The 13,740-nt window shown below is 71.8% G+C and carries 9 protein-coding genes; 3 read left to right on the forward strand and 6 right to left on the reverse strand.

Annotated features, from left to right (window positions below):
- Positions 1-54: 54 nt before the first annotated feature.
- From ACZ63F_RS36735 to ACZ63F_RS36750, 4 genes are all read right to left on the reverse strand, one after another.
- Entirely contained in the window at positions 55-1,626 is a 1,572-nt protein-coding gene (locus tag ACZ63F_RS36735; RefSeq protein WP_469717878.1) for a phytoene desaturase family protein, read from the reverse strand.
- 171 nt (positions 1,627-1,797) lie between these two features.
- Positions 1,798-4,032, reverse strand: coding sequence for a serine/threonine-protein kinase (locus ACZ63F_RS36740; protein WP_469717880.1), 2,235 nt, complete (start codon positions 4,030-4,032; stop codon positions 1,798-1,800).
- A 59-nt stretch (positions 4,033-4,091) separates the two neighbouring features.
- Positions 4,092-4,889 carry an oxygenase MpaB family protein gene (locus tag ACZ63F_RS36745; protein ID WP_469717939.1) on the reverse strand — a complete coding sequence of 266 codons (798 nt, stop codon included), beginning with the start codon at positions 4,887-4,889 and terminating at the stop codon, positions 4,092-4,094.
- A 302-nt stretch (positions 4,890-5,191) separates the two neighbouring features.
- On the reverse strand, positions 5,192-5,761 hold the full coding sequence (locus ACZ63F_RS36750) for a TetR/AcrR family transcriptional regulator (RefSeq protein ID WP_469717882.1): 570 nt from the start codon (positions 5,759-5,761) through the stop codon (positions 5,192-5,194).
- A gap of 230 nt (positions 5,762-5,991) precedes the next feature.
- On the opposite strand from ACZ63F_RS36750, the gene ACZ63F_RS36755 reads away from it, so the two are divergent.
- The 3 genes from ACZ63F_RS36755 (at position 5,992) to ACZ63F_RS36765 (ending at position 8,310) form a co-directional block, all read left to right on the forward strand.
- Entirely contained in the window at positions 5,992-7,401 is a 1,410-nt protein-coding gene (locus tag ACZ63F_RS36755; RefSeq protein WP_469717883.1) for a carboxypeptidase regulatory-like domain-containing protein, read from the forward strand.
- Between the two features lie 70 nt (positions 7,402-7,471).
- Complete coding sequence (locus ACZ63F_RS36760) at positions 7,472-7,729, forward strand: hypothetical protein (RefSeq protein ID WP_469717885.1); 258 nt, start codon at positions 7,472-7,474, stop codon at positions 7,727-7,729.
- 383 nt (positions 7,730-8,112) lie between these two features.
- Complete coding sequence (locus ACZ63F_RS36765) at positions 8,113-8,310, forward strand: hypothetical protein (RefSeq protein ID WP_469717887.1); 198 nt, start codon at positions 8,113-8,115, stop codon at positions 8,308-8,310.
- Between the two features lie 643 nt (positions 8,311-8,953).
- Here the strand turns inward: ACZ63F_RS36765 and ACZ63F_RS36770 are convergent.
- Positions 8,954-10,534: an FMN-binding glutamate synthase family protein gene (locus ACZ63F_RS36770; protein ID WP_469717889.1), complete on the reverse strand. Its 1,581-nt coding sequence runs from the start codon at positions 10,532-10,534 to the stop codon at positions 8,954-8,956.
- Between the two features lie 204 nt (positions 10,535-10,738).
- Positions 10,739-13,594, reverse strand: a complete 2,856-nt coding sequence (locus ACZ63F_RS36775) for a helix-turn-helix transcriptional regulator (protein ID WP_469717890.1) — start codon at positions 13,592-13,594, stop codon at positions 10,739-10,741.
- Positions 13,595-13,740: the final 146 nt, after the last annotated feature.

Consider the following 13,740-nt stretch of genomic DNA (forward strand, 5'->3'; position numbering starts at 1 on the left):
GGAAGACATTTTCTGATGCCTCGTCAGATTCTTTGACCGTGCTCCGGCCAGGGGTCAGTCGGCCCGCTGTTCCAGGACCGCCATCGCCGCGTTGTGCCCCGGCACCCCGCTCACCCCTCCCCCGCGCACCGCGCCCGCCCCGCACAGCAGGACGTTGGCGTGCCGGGTCTCCACGCCCCAGCGTCCGGTGCCGTCCTGGGCGTAGGGCCAGGAGAGGTCGCGGTGGAAGATGTTGCCGCCGGGCAGCCGCAGGTCGCGTTCGAGGTCGAGGGGGGTCTTCGCCTCGATGCAGGGGCGGCCGCCGGCGTCGAGGGCCAGGCAGTCGGCGATCGGCTCGGCGAGGTGGGCGTCGAGCTGGGCGAGGGTGGACTTGAGGAGTTCGTCGCGTACGGCGTCGTTGTCGGCGGCGAAGAGCCGGGCCGGGGTGTGCAGGCCGAAGAGGGTGAGCGTCTGGTAGCCGCGTTCGGCCAGGTCACGGCCGAGGATGGTGGGGTCGGTCAGGGAGTGGCAGTAGATCTCGGAGGGCGGGGCCGCGGGCAGCCGGCCGGCCGCCGCCTGGGCATGGGCGGTGGCCAGTTGCCCGTAGCCCTCGGCGATGTGGAAGGTCCCGGAGAACGCCTCGCGCGGGTCGACGGCGGTGTCGCGCAGCCTGGGCAGCCGCTTGAGGAGCATGTTCACCTTGAGCTGGGCGCCCTCGGCGGGCTCCGGGGCCGGGTCGCCGGTGAGGGCGGCGAGTTCCTGCGGGGAGGCGCCCACCAGCACGTGCCGGGCGGCCGCGACGCCCTCCCCGTCCGCGGTGCGGTAGGCGACCTCCGCGGTCCGGCCGTCCGTCTCGATCCGTACCGCCTCGTGCCCGGTGGCGAGCACCGCGCCCGCCGAGCGCGCGGCGGCGGCCAGTGCGTCGGTGAGGGCGCCCATGCCGCCGACCGGTACGTCCCAGGCACCGGTACCGCCGCCGATGACGTGGTAGAGGAAGCAGCGGTTCTGGCGCAGCGAGGCGTCGTGGGCGTCCGCGAAGGTACCGATCAGCGCGTCGGTGAGGACGACCCCGCGCACCAGGTCGTCCGTGAAGTTCTCCTCGATCGCGACCCCGATCGGCTCCTCGAACAGGGCCTGCCAGGCCGTCTCGTCGTCGATGCGGCGGCGGAGTTCCTCGCGCGTGGGCAGCGGTTCGGTGAGCGTCGGGAAGACGCGTTCGGCGACCCGGCCGGTCGTGCCGTAGAAGCGCTGCCAGGCCTGGTACTCCGCCTTGCCTCCGGTCAGCCGTTCGAAGGCCTCGCGGATCCGCCGCTCGCCGCCGCCGACCAGCAGGCCGGTCGGCCGCCCGTCGCGTTCCACGGGCGTGTACGAGGAGATGGTGCGGCCGCGGACGCGGAAGTTCAGGCCGAGGTCGCGGACGATCTTCCGCGGCAGGAGGCTGACCAGGTACGAGTAGCGGGACAGCCGCGCGTCGACGCCGGCGAAGGGGCGGGTGGAGACCGCGGCGCCGCCGGTGCGGCCGAGCCGCTCCAGGACCAGGACCGTGCGGCCGGCCCGGGCCAGGTAGGCCGCCGCGACGAGGCCGTTGTGGCCGCCGCCGACGATGATGGCGTCGTAGGTGCGGGAGGGTTCCGTGGCAGCGGGCATAGCTCTTCGTAACACACGATGATCTACGTAGGTAAGAGCCATGCCGGTTCGCTCCGCGGGGAGGGCCGGTTTTCACGTGCGGGCCGTGCGGGGCTGGTCGCGCAGTTCCTCCCCCAGCCTTCGGCCGGGGGTATCCTCAGCGCCCTTTCGGGGCGCGTTGTGGGGCGCGTCTCAGAGTCGGCCCCCGGACGCACGCTGTTGACGGCGGACCGCCACCCTCCGGTACAGCTCGACCGCCTCGGCCCCCCGCCCCAACTGCTCCAGGCAGTGCGCCTCGTCGTTGCGGCTGGCGAGGGTGTCCGGGTGGTCGGGGCCGAGGACCCGTTCCCGGGCGGCCGCCACCCTCCTGTACTCCGCCAGCGCGTCCGCCCAGCGTCCCAGCCACCCGAGGCTCACCCCCACCTCGCGGCGGCTCACCAGCGTGTCGGGGTGGTCCGGGCCGAGCACGCGTTCCCGGATCGCGCACACGTCGCGCGACTCCGCCAGGGCCTCCTCCCAGCGGCCCAGGCGACCGAGGTTGACGCCCAGGCCGTGGCGGGCGCGCAGCGTCTCGGGGTGGGCGGGGCCCTGGACGCGGGTGCGGTCGTCGATCAGCGCACGGTAGAGGGTGAGCGCCTCGGCGCTGCGGCCCAGACGGCCCAGGCTGATGCCGACCTCGTAGCGGGCGGCGAGGGTGTCGGGGTGGTCGGCGCCGAGGGCGCGGCCGCGGGCCTCGGCCACCTCGCGGTAGGTCTGCAGGGCCTCTTCCCAGCGGCCCAACTGACCCGACGCGTAGGCGACTTCGTACCGGGTGACCAGGGTGTCGGGGTGGAGCGGGCCGAGCACCCGGGCGCGGGCCGCGGCCACCTCGTGGGCCATGCGGTACGAGTCCTCCAGGCGGCCCAGCCTGCTGAGGTTGAAGGCGAGGTTGTGGCGGCAGCGCAGGGTGTCCGGATGGTCGGGGCCGGTCAGCCGCAGCCGGGTGGCGAGGACGGCCGTGTACACCTGGTGGGCGTCGAAATGGCGGCCCAACTGGCCGAGCACGTAGGCCGTTTCCTGGCGGGCGGCGAGGGTGTCGGGGTGGTCGGCGCCGAGGGCGCGCTCCCGGGCGGCGGCGACCTCGGTGTACTCGCGCAGCGCGTCGGCGGGACGGCCGGTGCGGCTGAGGGTGAAGGCCGTCTCGTAGCGGCTGGCGAGGGTGTCGGGGTGGTCGGGGCCGAGGAGACGGGTGCGTTCGGCGGCGACGGCGCGGTGCACGTCGCCCGCCTCGGCCCAGCGGCCGAGCCGTCCCAGGGTGAGCCCGGCGTTGTGCCGGCCGGCGAGGGCGGCGAGGATCTCCGGGGAGGGCGCGGGGACGGCCGGGAGCGGTTCCGTGACGCCGGTGGCCGGGTGGGTGGTCCACTCGCCGGTGAGGCCTGCTCCGGGGTCGGCCGGGGTGGTGCGCAGGGCGGCGCCGGTCGCCTTGTGGCCGGTGGTCATGCCACGGGTCCAGGACGGCAACCGGGGCTCGCGGGCGTTCGGTTGCGCGGTCCGGGGCCGGGGCCGCGCGGTGACGACGGTGGGGACGTAGGTGGGCGTCGTCCGCCCGGAGATGATCCGGCGGCCCAGTTCCCCGGCGTCGTACGGCCGTTGTTCGGGCCGCTTGGCCAGCAGGTCGAGGACGACCCGCTCGAACCAGCCGGGCAGCTCCGGGCGGTGGCTGCGCGGCGGGGCGGGCGGGGTGTCGCGGTGGCCGACGAGGATCGCCCAGGCGTCGTCGAGGTCGAACGGCGGTGCCCCGGTGGCGATCTCGTAGAGGACGCAGCCCAGCGAGTACAGGTCGCTGCGCTGGTCGACCTCGGTGCCGCCGATCTGCTCCGGGGACATGTAGTGCGGGGTGCCCATGGCGATGCCGGTGCCGGTGAGCCGGGAGGTGAAGCCGACGTCGTGGCCGAGGCGGGCGATGCCGAAGTCGCAGATCTTCACCGTGCCGTCGGTGAGCCGCATGATGTTGGCCGGCTTCAGGTCCCGGTGCACGATGCCCTGTTGATGGGTGTAGGCGAGGGCGGCGGCGGCCTGCTCGGCGATGTCGACGACGTCGCCGACCGGCAGCGGGTGGTGTTTGTCGTCCTCGAGGAGCTGGCTGAGGTTGCGGCCGTTCAGCAGCTCCATCACCAGGTAGAGGATGCCGTCGTACTCGCCGAAGTCGTGGACGACGGTGACCCCGCGGTGCGAGAGGGCGGCGGCGACTCTCGCCTCGCGCCGGAACCGCTCGCGCAGCACCCGGGTGAACGCCTGGTCGTGGTGCGGGCCCAGCGGTTTGAGGCACTTCACGGCGACCTGCCGGCCGAGTGACTCGTCGCGGGCTCGCCACACCTCGCCCATCCCGCCCCGCCCGATCAGGTCGAGCAGCCGGTACCGTCCCTGGACCAGCCTGCCGTCAGCCATCGCGCGCCGTCGCCCCCCGTCGCGGTCGTGACACCCCCCTGCCCGCCCAGTATGGCTGTCTATCGCCCGACTTTGTACGGTGCGGGGCGCGTGGCCGGGCCAAGCCTCGCCATGGCGCGCAGGATGTGTTTGGGCGGGAGTTGCCAGCGCAGACGTGCGGGAACGCAGCGCAACAGGGTGCCGGTGGCGCGCAGTCGGCGGGTGACGACGGCGGGTCGGGGGGCCGGTCTGCCGTACAGCTCGTGGGCGTACGGCGGCAGAGAGGCGTACGCGAGGCGGGCCACGCGCCGCCACAGTGCTGCGCGCGCCGGTATCAGGAGCGGATGCGTCGGGGGGCTGAGCAGGAAGTCGTCGACCGCGTGTGCGTCGGCGCCGGCGGCGAGCTGCGGTCGCACCTTCTCGAAGTAGGCGGTCATCTCCTCCTGGTCGCCCGGCACGGCGGCGGGGTCGAGGCCGACCAGGCGGCCGCTGACCCGGTGTTCGGCGATGTAGCGGTCGGCCTGTGCGTCGGTGAGCGGGAAGCCGGAGCGGCGGACGACGTGCAGATAGGAGTCGATCTCGGCGCAGTGCACCCACAACAGCAGGTCGGGTTCGTCCACGCCGTAGCGTTCGCCGGTGTCCGGGTCCGTCGCGCCCAGCATGCTGTGGATCTTCCGGATCCGCGCTCCGGCCCGCTCGGCGGTCTCGGTGGTGCCGTAGGTCGTCGTACCGACGAAGTTCGCGGTCCGCATCAGCCGGCCCCAGGCGTCGCGGCGGAAGTCGGAGTTCTCCATGACACCGCGCACCGCGCGGGGATGCAGGGCCTGGAGGTAGAGCGCCCGGATGCCGGCGACCCACATCATGGGGTCGCCGTGCATCTGCCAGGTCACGGAGCCGGGGGTGAAGAGCCCCGGGTCGCCGTCCGTACCGGCGGACGGGGCCGGCGCCGCTCGATGTCTCCGGAGCACGATGTCGACCTGCGTTTCTGCCAGGCGGTTCCAGCACCGGGTGGGACTGCCCGCCGGGGGGGGCCTGGGCATCGGCACGGATCCGCGGACCTGCCCGAACCGGCCCCACGGCGTCACCCGGAGTCCTTCCCCGAGTGCCCCTGGACCACTCTCAACACGGTCCGGAGTCTGCCGTACGGCCGTGCCGCCGGGCGCGGACGGGGGTCACCGGCTCAGTCGGCCGCCGCGACCGCGTCCCTGATGAGCCGGCGGGCGGCCGCGTCGGTGCGGGCGGCGTCATGGGTCACCAGGCGGTCCTGGCACAGACCGCGCAGTCCGGAGACGAGGAGCGTGGCCGCCGTCCGCGCCTCCTGAGGCGGGTGCCCCAGCCGGACGTAGGCCGCGGCGATGGGGCCGATCATGACCTCGACGGTCTCGGCCGCGACGGCGCCGTACTGCTGGGGATCGGTGGCGGCGAGGCTGAGCAGCTGCAGCAGCATGCGGACCGGCCCGGACTGCTCCCCGACCGTCATCGCGTCCCACAGGGTGTGAGCCGCCTTGCGCAGTCCCTCGCTGTCGCGAACGCCGTCGAACATGGCGTGGGCGTCGGGGCGGCTGGCGGCCAGCGCCTGGGCCAGCAGGTTCTCGCGGCTGCCGAAGTAGTACAGAAGCATGCGCTTGGTGGTGCCGATCGACTGGGCGAGCGGACTGAGTGACATCTGTGCGACGCCGTGGTGCTGGAGGCGGTGCACCACCTGTTTCAGCAGCTCGGCACGCTTCTCTGCATTGACGGGGCGCGACACCCTTTGACTGTACCGATCGGTACGCGTAAGGTCCAGCAGGGATAGATGTTCCGATCGGTACGTGAATCGAGTGGCGCCCTGACGATGCCTGGGCGCGGCACAGTCGGGAGAGGCGCCGTGAAACTGTTCGGACCGCGCATACCGCAGGCCCACCGGCACCGGGGAGACGCCCTCGGGACTGCCGGGCGTCCGGTGGCCCGCGTGCCCCGCGGCGGGCGAGCGGGGGTTCTGTGAAAGCCCGGATCGAGCGGCCCCGGGGCGTTTCCGGGGCCAGAGTCCTCGTCGAGACCCTCACGATCCCGGTGGCGCTCTTCCTGGGCCTGCTGTTCTGCTTCCCCCTCGCCTTTCACCAGCCTCAGCCCCACCATGCCAGGATCGCGGTCGCCCACCTCGCGGTGGAACGCAAGGTCGACACCGCGCTGCAGCGGGCGCATCGCGGCGGGTTCGACGTCACCGCCGTGGCGGACGCCCAGGAGGCCCGCCGGGCGGTGCTGGACCGGGACGCCGTGGCAGGCTTCGCCGCCGACGGCGGACACGCCGTGCTGTACGTGGCCAAGGCCAACGGCTCGGCCCTGGAGCAGGCGCTGGCCAAGGGCTTCACCCAGCTTGCGGCGCACAACCACCAGAAGCTCACCGTCACGGACGTGGCCCCCACGGTCGGCAAGGACGGGCCCGGCACGACCCTGGTCTACTTCGGGATCGCCTGGAACGTCCCCGGCTACATCCTCGCCACAACTCTGCTGCGGGCGGTGACCTTCACCCGGCGCCGGAAGCTGATCACGATCGCGGGCGCCGCCGGTCTCTTCAGCCTGGTGGGATTCCTCGTCGGCGTGGGACTGGACTTCTTCCCCGACGACCCCACGGCCCTGGCCATCGCCTTCCTGCTCACGACGGCCGTGGCCACGTTCTCCCTCGGCATGGCACCGTTCGTCAGGCACTTCTTCCCGCTCGCGGGTCTGGGCCTGTACGTGGTGCTGAGCGTTCCGTCCAGCGGCCTGGTCCCCGTCCAGCTGCTGCCGCGGTTCTTCCAGGGCCTGCACGCCGTCATGCCACTGGGCAATGCGGTCGACGCTTTGAGGGGCGTGATGTATTTCGACGGTGCGGGGGTGCTGAGGCCGGTCCTCGTGCTCTGCGCGTGGATCACCGCGGGGACGGCGCTGCTGGGCCTGGACGCGTGGCGGCAGCACCGCGCAGCCGCGGCGCTGGGAGCCGAGGACGGGCAGGAGGACGTTCCCGAGCCGCCGGTGGAGGACCCGTCCGTGGAGGCGCCCACCCCCACCGCACTGCCGGTCCGCCCGCACCACTTCGGCGAGCTGTTGCCGATGCTGGAGGGCACCGTCCGCGACACCGCACAGCAGCCCGTCCGCCATGCCGCGGTGACCGTCATGGACACCGGCGGCCGGCAGTTGGTGCGCACCACGACGAACGCGCAGGGCGAGTACGCCGTGACCGGCCTGCCCGAGGGGTACGTCAGCGTCGTCGCGTCGCACCCCGGACGAGACCCCCTGGTCCATCAGAAGCTGCTGCAGTCCGGTGTGGCGGTCCGGGCCGACTTCACCCTGAACGACGGGCACAGCCGGACACCGGTCGGCGCAGGCGCCGAACACTTCGGTCCCCGGCACGCGAGACACGGATCGTGAGACAGGGATCGCGGCCCGACTCGCCGACCACGGGGTCCCGCAACTCCTCGTCGGACGTAGTCCCGACCGCATGCCCGAACTGCCGGGCGCCCGGCGACGCGGTCCGGCCGCCTACGCCGACGCCGCGGGCATGCGCAGGGCGCTCGCGGGCGCCTCGGCCCTCGTCCTGGTCTCCGGACACCGTACGGGCCACCGCCTGGCGGCGGTGGTCACCGACGTGGTTCCCCGGCTCACCGGTTCGCCGGCGACCCCGGTCTCGGACGCAGCCTGGTGGCCGGCGCCTAACACCGCGCGTGGTACCGGTCAGTTCAGTCCCACGCGAGACTGAAGCGGTGCCCTGTGCGGTGAGGCGGTCGGTCCGGGTCGCGCGGACCGGGAGCGATGTCCCTCAGGGCGTACAGGCGGGCTGCAGCGCAAGACCAAGGATGACACCAAGGACGAGTCCGATCACTCCCAGGACGATCACTTTCGTCTGATCGCTCATCTGCGGCCGTTCATTCCCGGGCAGCCGACCCGGACAAGGAACTTTTCCATCTGGCCAGAGTGACACGGCACGGAATTGAAGCGCATCGCATGATCTGGTGATCGGTTCGGCCGTTCCCTACCCTGTGCGCCCCCGCACCGCTCCATCACCAGATTGCGTGACGCTCCCAGCTCTTTTCCGTCCCATAGTGATCCTGTCAGCGATCGCGAAAGCAAGGGGAAATGACCATGCCGAAGCTCGCACGTGGCGTCGCGATCGCGACTGCTTCTCTCACACTCGCCACAGGTGCTCTCTTCGCGGCCGGCGGTTCCGCGAGTGCGGCCGTTTTCCCCAAGGGGCACTGCGGCCTCTACGCCTACGACCGCCTCGACCGCTTCTACCCGTGGGCCTGGAACCGGCTCACGGAGCTCCGAAAGGTCGGCTGATCCGGCTGCGTCGGCGAGTTGCCCCCGGCCGTCGCCCGGTCCACGAAGAGTTCAGCGTCAGGAGTGTGTTGCACGATGAGCGCCAAGGACAGTATCCCGAGTTCCACGCCGGCCGAATCACGACCTTCCCCGTCCGGTCACCCGCACATCGCGGAGTGCGTCACTGCCGTCCCCCGCTCTCCCGAGGACGAGGCAGGCCGGACATGTGCAGAGGGACTGATGCCCTGGCTTTCGGCGTGGCTCGCAGTCGGCCGGCAGAATCACACGTCACCGAATGCGCGCCGCGCTTGAAAGGCGCAAGAACCTCGTTCTTGACCAGGCTCGGACCCCCATACGCCGCCCGGGCTGCGGCCTCCCTGGACTCCTGCATTTCTGCTGGTCCAGGCCGCACTCTGTGTCAGCCCTCTGAAGCGGTCAAGGAAGACATCGGCGCGGTCGGGCCACGGCGTTGACGTCGGCCCAGTGGACGGCGTGTCCGGGGTGGTCGTGCTCGCCGTGGGCGGCCATGATGCGGCGGCACGGGCGGTCCGGCCAGGGAACGTACCGGCGGTGCTCGGCCCCGGACCGGTGGGCTCTCCTTTTCGTCTGCCGCCGGGCAGTTCGAGGGGTGTCGCCGGACGGCCCTGTCCCGGCGACCCCCCGCTCAGGCGGTGAAACGATCGGGGTCGGCCGCCTTCCAGTCCGCGGCCCAGGACTCCGGCGGCTCGATCAGCAACTGCCCGGGAGCCAGCCATTCGTAGAGCTCCGCGTAGGAGCGGACCGTGACCGGATCCACGCGCCGGCGCAGCATGTCCGGGCGCAGCGCGGCCGGTCCGCTGACGCCCAGCGAGGCGATGATCCTCATGGAGCTGTGCACGGTGGCGGACTGGAAGCGCTGGACCCGGACCGACTTGTCGTCGACGTGCAACGCGCGGGCGCGGCGCGGGTCCTGTGTGGCGACTCCGGCGGGGCAGGTGTTGGTGTGGCAGCTCTGCGCCTGGATGCAGCCGATCGCGAACATCATGGCGCGAGCCGCATTGGTGAAGTCGGCGCCCTGCACCATGCGCTTGACGATGTCGGCTCCGGTCGCCACCTTCCCGCTGGCGCCGATCCTGATCCGGTCCCGCAGGCCGGCGCCGACCAGAGCGTTGTGGACCGTGATGAGGCCCTCGGTGAGGGGGCTGCCCAGATGGTCGGCGAACTCCAGCGGGGCGGCTCCGGTGCCGCCCTCCGCTCCGTCGACGATGATGAAATCGGGCGCGGTGCCCTCCTCGATCATGGCCTTGCACACCGCCAGGAACTCACGCCGGGAGCCCACACAGAGCTTGAAGCCGACCGGCTTGCCTCCGGAAAGCTCGCGCATCTCGGCGAGGAACCGGATCAGTTCCCGTGGAGTGCTGAAGACCTCGTGGTAAGGGGGCGAGATGACGGTCCGGCCTTCGGGGACTTCACGTACCCGGGCTATCTCGGCGGTGACCTTCTCCCCGGGCAGCACTCCTCCGATGCCGGGCTTGGCTCCCTGGGAGAGCTTCAGGGACACGCACTTCACGTTGTCGTGCGCGGCCTTGGCCGCGAACCGCGCCCGGTCGAAGCGGCCGTCCGCGGTGCGGCAGCCGAAGTATCCGGTGCCGATCTCCCACACCAGGTCGCCACCGTGACGCAGATGGTATTCCGACAGGCCGCCCTCACCGGTGTCGTGAGCGAATCCCCCGAGGGCGGCGCCCCGGTTCAGGGCGAGGACGGCATTGGCGGACAGCGAGCCGAAGCTCATCGCCGAGACGTTGAGCAATGCCATGTCGTAGGGCTTGGTGCAGTCCGGACCGCCGACGCGGACCCTCGGCTGCTCCGCCTGCACGGGGTGTGGCCTCATCGACGACTCGAAGTACTCGTAGCCCTCGGCGTAGACGTTCCGTTCGGTCCCGAACGCCTGCTCCGCCTCCAGGCCCTTGGCGCGCTGATAGACGAGACTGCGCACATCCCTGTCGTAGGGCCGGCCGTCGTAATTGCGCTCGATGAAATACTGCTGCAACTCCGGCCGGATCGACTCCAGCATGAAACGCACATGTCCCAGCACCGGATAATTGCGCAGCACCGAGTGGCGCTTTTGGAGGAGATCATGGGAACCCACGCCCGCCAATGCCGCGAAAAGCAGGGCGGCCGGCCACCACCAGGGGGACACGGACGTTGCGAAAGCTCCGAATGTGACTGCCACGACGCCGATGAATACGATTGCTGAAATTCTCATCACGGATGGAAGGTACAGCCGCCAACGTCCGCGTCACAATGGTGCATTGATGCGACATGCGGCACATTCGGCGGCGGGAAGTCCTGCCGGCCCGCTTGAGCGAATTCCCTGAAGCAGCCCAGAGCGAATGTCTCCGGCATTCGCCGGAGGAACGGTGCCGCACCGCGGGAATCCAGGGACCACGCCCGCCGCAGCAGGCGTCGTTCAGACCGGCCCGTCGGAGATGCCGCCGCGTTCGATCGCCAGCCGGGCCAGTTCGACTCGTGAGTTGATGCCGAGCTTGGTGAAGATGTGCTTCATATGCGTGTTGACGGTATGCACGGACACGTAGAGCCGGTCGGCGATGGCCCGGTTGGTCAGGCCCTCCACGACGAGCGGGACGAGCTTCCGCTCGGATTCGGTCAGGCTCTCCCATCCCGCTGCGCCGGTCGTGTGGTGCCGTGGGGCAGCTGTGCGCACGCCGAACTGTCTGAGGCGCCGCATGATCCGTTCGTGATCGCGCAGGGCTCCGCATGCCGCCGCCAGCTCACCCGCCTCTTCGAAATACGGGATCGCCGACGTGCTGTCGCCCGACGCGGCCACGCGGTCCCCGAGGTCCTCGCAGACCGCGGCCAGGGCCAGCCGCCTGCCGGTGCTCCGGTATCCGGTGACGGCGGACGCCAGTGCGGCCCGGTCGTGGTGGAGCAGGCCGTCCACGTGGGCACTGACGGTCCCGACGATCTGCTGGCCGCCGTCCTGTGCGGCCAGGGTGCGCAATGCGCCGGACACGGCCTGCGCGAGCGAGGGGTCCTCGCCGCGGAGCGCCATGCGCACGATCCCTGGCCAGTGGGAGGGCGGCACCGCAAGCAGGCGTGCCGGCTCGGCGTCCGTCAAGCTGCCGCCCATCGCCGCTGCCGCTGCGGTGTCCCGGCCCTCCGCCTCGGCCAGGCAGGCGCGTGCGAGCGACACCCACAGGCCGAACCGCTGGGTCCTCGTGCCGGATCCGGCCTCGGCGGCGCGGAGATGGTCCCTGGCTCTGGCGAGGTCACCGCGTCTGGTCTCCACCAGTGCCAGGACGGAGCGGGCCTGTGGATTCGGCTGGGTGATCTCGAGTTCGTCGGCCACCATCAGGCTGGCCTCCGCCTCCACGGCCGCGTCGTCCAGCGCCCCCTGCTCGAACAGCGCGCAGGCACGGCTCGCATGCCAGTGGGGAAGCGACCAGCCCAGGCCCAGCGTCTCCGCTTCGCGCTGCCCCTCCCGCAGCACCCGCTCGGTGTCCTCGAGCCGGTCGGTGGCGGTCAGCACCGTGGCCAGCCACAGCGCAGGAATCCGCGGAGGCCGCAGGTACAGTACGCCGGACTCCGTGCCGGCGGCGCGTGCCGTGGCCTCCTCGGCGAGCTCAAGGGCACGGGCCAGGCGCCCACGGTAGAAGAACGTCTGCGACTGGAACACCATGGCGCTGACGACGACGGCCGGGTCCTCGCTGCGGTAGGAGGCCTCGACCAGTCCGATGTCGGTCTGCTCGGCAGCGGTGACGTCCCCGAGGTACACGTGGCCCGTCGCCTTGGTCTTGAGCAGCCTGATGCGCAGGTCAGTCGGCAGCCCGGGAAGGACCAGAGCCTGCTGGAGGTGTGTCATCGCTGCGGCATCGTCTCCCGCGGCCTGGTGGATCTCGGCAGCCACCAGGCGCAGACGCGCCTCCTGCACCGGCTCCAGCCGGTCCGACAGGGTCGCGTCGACCAGGTCGAGCGCCTGGTGCACCCGGCGGGTCCGGCCGAGGTACTCCGCGGCGTCGGTCAGCAGGGCGATGCGCCGCCGGTCGTGCAGGGGCAGCAGTCCGCCGATCTGCTGAGCCAGGTCCGCAGCCGCGTCAGGGGCCGACGAGGACAGTTCCCGTACCGCGGTGGTCAATGTGGTCACGGCGTCGTCGTCGACCGGGCCGCCCGACAGGACGACGTGCCAGGCCACCTCGGCCGATCGTGCCCCCATGCCCCGCAGAACGTCGGCGGCCTCCCGGTGCAGAGCGGTCCGTACGGCCGGCGCCAGATGCTCGTGGACGGCCTGCCGCATGAGGTCGTGGCGGAACGCCAGTCGCGGCCCTTCGCCGGAGAGCAGACCGGCGTTCAGGGCCGCCTCGACGCCCGACAGCAGGCTGCCGACCTGCCTGCCGAGCAGGCGGGCAGCCGTACCGAGGTCGAACTCCCGGCCGAGGACGGAGCCGACCTGGAGGAGGCGCACGGCATCCTCCGGGAGCCGGTCCAGACGCGCGGCGACGCTCCGCCGGAAACCGACGGGGATGCCGTCGTGCAGCAGGCTCGCCACGCCCGCCTCCACTTTGACGGCGTCCGTGTCGACGAAGCCGCGCACCAGTTCGATCGCCAGGAACGGATTGCCCCCGACGCCGCGCAGGAGCCGGGCCAGACCGGGTGACGGTTTCGCCCCGAGGACGTCGGCCGCGATGTGCTGCAACTCCTGCTGCGGCAGGGGACCGAGGGTCAGCCACCGGGCTCCGAGGCGTTCGAGGTCCTCCCGCACCCTCGCAACGGTCGGCCGCTCGGTCTCCGACCGTACCGCCAGCACCCACAGGATCCGCGAAGCCGCGAGTCGCCGGGGCAGGGTGCGCAGCACCAGGAGCGTGGCCGGATCCGCCCACTGCGCATCGTCCACCAGCACGGCCACCGGGGCGCGCTGGGCACGCTCCTCGAGAGCGTCCGTGATGCTGTCCAGCAGCCACAGCCGCTGATCGTCGGTGGGCACGGCCGCTCGTTCGGAACCGTCGGAGAACTGCAGGGCGGGCTGCAGGGCGGCTCCGGCGGCGTACTGGTCGAGCTCGTCGGCCCGTACGGACACCACGTCGAACCCGGACCGCCGTGCCAGGTCGTCCAGCTCCGCCAGCAGCCGGCTCTTGCCGACGCCTGGTGCGCCTTCCACGACGACGCAGGCACCCCGCCCGCCGCGCACCGTGCCCAGGGCCTCACGGACAGCCGCCATCTCGCGGGCCCGTCCCCTCAGGCGCAGGCCGTTCACGGCCCGGTGCCCGCGCCCACCGGGCCGGTCACCCACGGGGTCTGTGCTGCGCATGGGGCCAGCATGCCGCACGGCCACATCGCCCTCAACGCCGGTTCATGTGGGCCCGGCGCTTTCACCCGGGTGATTACCCGTTCCGTGCCGTCCGCTCACCCCGCCACGACACATCCTTCGGGCGTCCAGATCTCTTGCCCCCGAGA

This window comes from Streptomyces sp. NPDC104761 (genome assembly GCF_055583445.1).